This window comes from Oscillospiraceae bacterium, from assembly GCA_009780275.1.
Classification (GTDB): Bacteria; Bacillota; Clostridia; order Oscillospirales; family UBA929; genus WRAI01.
Map to the genome: position 1 here is coordinate 1 of WRAI01000047.1, position 3,188 is coordinate 3,188.

General features: G+C 49.5%; 5 protein-coding genes. All 5 read left to right on the forward strand.

The window, feature by feature from the left end:
- A partial coding sequence (locus tag FWE06_10155) for a hypothetical protein (GenBank protein MCL2547522.1) occupies positions 1 to 480 on the forward strand: 480 nt, incomplete at its 5' end.
- 13 nt (positions 481 to 493) lie between these two features.
- Positions 494 to 1,018, forward strand: a complete 525-nt coding sequence (locus FWE06_10160; GenBank protein MCL2547523.1) for a hypothetical protein — start codon at positions 494 to 496, stop codon at positions 1,016 to 1,018.
- 10 nt (positions 1,019 to 1,028) lie between these two features.
- Positions 1,029 to 1,577: a hypothetical protein gene (locus tag FWE06_10165; protein ID MCL2547524.1), complete on the forward strand. Its 549-nt coding sequence runs from the start codon at positions 1,029 to 1,031 to the stop codon at positions 1,575 to 1,577.
- A 108-nt stretch (positions 1,578 to 1,685) separates the two neighbouring features.
- Positions 1,686 to 2,633, forward strand: a complete 948-nt coding sequence (locus FWE06_10170) for a glycosyltransferase family 2 protein (protein ID MCL2547525.1) — start codon at positions 1,686 to 1,688, stop codon at positions 2,631 to 2,633.
- A partial coding sequence (locus tag FWE06_10175; GenBank protein ID MCL2547526.1) for a 16S rRNA (uracil(1498)-N(3))-methyltransferase occupies positions 2,617 to 3,188 on the forward strand: 572 nt, incomplete at its 3' end. The genes FWE06_10170 and FWE06_10175, both read left to right, overlap by 17 nt.

The following is a 3,188-nucleotide window of genomic DNA, read 5'->3' on the forward strand; positions in this document are numbered from 1 at the left end:
ACACCCATAGAAACGCCCCTACCTGAACGACCTATACTTAGCCAAGAACGCGAATTGGAAATAGTCGAAAGTTTTCGTGAGTGGGCGTGGCCGCTTTTCGCAGGGCGTAGCTATGTATGTGAGCAAGAACTTGCGCATTCGCTTGAACGTGGATATCTTGAATACTATTTTGGTACGTTTAATGGGCGTGAGGCTTTGGGTATATTTGTGCCTTTTGGTGCGGATTTAGCTACGATGAGAGAAAATGTTGCCGGTTATTCCTTTGTGTTTCCGGATTTGGGTTGGTATTTTGTGCATAGCGATTCTTTTGATGGTCGCAGCGATGGCGGCGTCCACATCTGGCTGCACGATGATGGTGACTGGATGTGTTTCTGCGTAGGTTACGAGCGTGGGTATTTGACAGCAGAGGACATTGGGTTGATTTGGGCGTTGTATGAGAATAGAGCGGCATTATGGCATTATGAAGACAGAGCGTGGTAGAAAGGGGTCTGTCATGAAAAAAGCAATTATTTTATGTGCGTTGTTGTTACTGTTTGGTTTGGTAGGCTGTTCGGATAATGTGCCGCCCGGGCAGGAGGTGCCGTATGAAACGGCAGGGTTGACGAATGTAGAAACGCCCGCACCTGAGCGCCTTGAACTCAGCGCAGAGCGAGAGTTGCAAATCCGTGAGAATTTTCTTGTATGGTTGCACAACGCTGGAAGGGATTGTGTGGAGCTTGACTATGTAAAAGTTACACGATATTTTGGCACATTTGATGGGCGCGAGGCGGTTTTCATGTTGGCAAATGTGGATGATACTTTTGGGTCTGCGGAAGAGAAAGTTGCAGGGTACGATTTTGTATTTGGGAGCAGCGGATGGGCTGGTGAACACGAGGCGGTCGCGCGGGGCGGCGTTCACATGTGGCTGCACGATGATGGTGACTGGATGTGTTTCTGCGTAGGTTACGAGCGCGGGTATTTGACCGCAGAGGACATTGGGTTGATTTGGGAAAGGTATATGGGGAATATGGGGGAGTAGGGAGCCTGCTATGAAAAAGAAGATTTATATTGGCGCACTCGTTTTAACATGTGGACTAATCATAGGCTGTGCGGATAGTGCGCCGCCTGCACAAGAGCCGTCGTATGAAACAGCCGGGCAGACGGCTGTGGAAACAGGAGAACCGACACTCACAGCAACATTGGAGCCAGAACACTTCGGGCTTAGCGATGCCCGTGAATTGCAGCTTCAGGAAAGTTTCTTGGCGTGGATATATGCAAACACCAACAAGGAGCTCCTGCCCTACAGGCCGACTATTTGGCAGTATTTCGGCACATTTTCCAGACGTGAAGTTGTTTTTATGGACACATGGGAGTTTGTTAACCATGGCGAAATAGAGGAGGTTGTTGCAGGGTACACTTTTGTATTTCCGCACAGTGGGCGGACCATAGCGCATGGCAATGATCAAGGCGGCGTTCACATATGGCTGCACGATGATGGTGACTGGATGTGTTTCTGTATAGGTTACGAGCGCGGGTATTTGACAGCAGAGGACATTGGTTTGATTTGGGAAAGGTATATGGGGAATATGGGGGAGTAGGCGACAAAAAAGGCAGTCAAGATGACTGCTTTTTTTGTACCAAATAATTTCGCGTGACAAGTGCGGAAAGTCGTGGTATAATAGACAAAAACGAACAGGGGGTAGCTTATGCCGGACAAGCCTAAATATTCTATCGTTGTGCCGCTGTATAATGAGGAGGCGGTCATTGAAGAGTGCTACAAGCGGCTTAAAGCTGTGATGGACAGTTGTGGTGAGTTATATGAATTAATTTTTATAGACGACGGCAGCCGCGACAAAACGCCGGAAATGGCGCGCGAGCTTGCCGCTGAGGACAGTAATTTGCGTGTGTTGCGCTTTTCGCGCAATTTTGGCCACCAGCCGGCCATTACGGCAGGTATGGATGAGGCGCGAGGTGAGGCTGTCATTGTCATCGATGCTGATTTGCAAGACCCGCCTGAGATTATGTTGGTTATGATTGAACAGTGGAAGCAGGGCTTCGAGGTTGTCTACGGAAAGCGCGCCGTGCGCAAAGGAGAGACAGCATTCAAGAAATTAACAGCAAAGATCTTCTACCGTTCGCTCAATGCCATGACAGATGTCAATCTGCCTGTCGATGCCGGTGACTTTCGTTTGCTCGACCGCAAAGTCATTGAAACGCTGAAAAGTATGCCTGAACGTAACCGCTATGTGCGTGGGCTGGTGAGTTGGGTTGGGTATAAGCAAACGGCAGTTGAATATATCCGTGAGGAGCGTTTTGCCGGTGAAACCAAATATCCGTTGCGCAAGATGCTGGCCTTGGCGGGTAACGCTATCACGTCCTTTTCGCTTAAACCGCTGAAATTGGCAACGTGGATTGGCACGCTATTATCAATGGGTAGCTTCGGGTTTTTGATTTATGTTATTATTGACCGATTGTTCATTCGTCCGGATATGGCAGCAGGCTGGGCATCAATGGTGGCGATTATGTTATTCTTTAACGGCATTGTATTGATTATGCTGGGCATTGTCGGGCAATATATTGGGCGGATTTATGATGAGACCAAAGGACGTCCGCAGTATATTGTTGCTGAGCGATTGAATGACAATGAGTCATAGGTTTTTTGTCGATGCTGATTTTGACGGTGCGTTGTATGGTGAAGATGCGCATCATGCCGTGCGTGTATTGCGATTGCGTGTAGGCGAGCGTGTGGTGGTGTGCGATGGGTGTAAGCGTGAAGCCAATGCTGTTATTACTGTGATAGAGGCACGGGCAGTGTATTTAGACGTCGGTGTGTGGCGTGATAATTTGGCCGAGCCGCCGTTTGATATGGCGGTTTATATCGCGGTGGCAAAGGGCGAGCGCATGGATTACGCGGTGCAGAAATGCGTGGAACTGGGCGTGACGAGTATTGTGCCGTTTGTGTCGAGGCGATGCGTGGCGAAGGCGGAGGGCAGCAGCAAAACTGAGCGTTGGCGCAAGATTGCCAAGCAAGCAGCAAGCCAGGCAGGCCGCGGGATTATCCCGACGGTGAGTGCACCACTTGATTTTGAAAGTGCTGTTACGCAGGCGGCAAAAAGCGAGCTTGCGCTATTCTGTTATGAAATGCCGTTGGACAAGACACTTAAACATGCCTTGCCGCAGGAAATGCCACGAAGCATTGCCATTGTATG

Bases quoted from the DNA above. Each gene is read 5' to 3' on its own strand.
- FWE06_10165 (MCL2547524.1), top strand. From the start codon at position 1,029: ATGAAAAAGAAGATTTATATTGGCGCACTCGTTTTAACATGTGGACTA.
- FWE06_10160 (MCL2547523.1), top strand. From the start codon at position 494: ATGAAAAAAGCAATTATTTTATGTGCGTTGTTGTTACTGTTTGGTTTG.
- FWE06_10170 (MCL2547525.1), top strand. From the start codon at position 1,686: ATGCCGGACAAGCCTAAATATTCTATCGTTGTGCCGCTGTATAATGAG.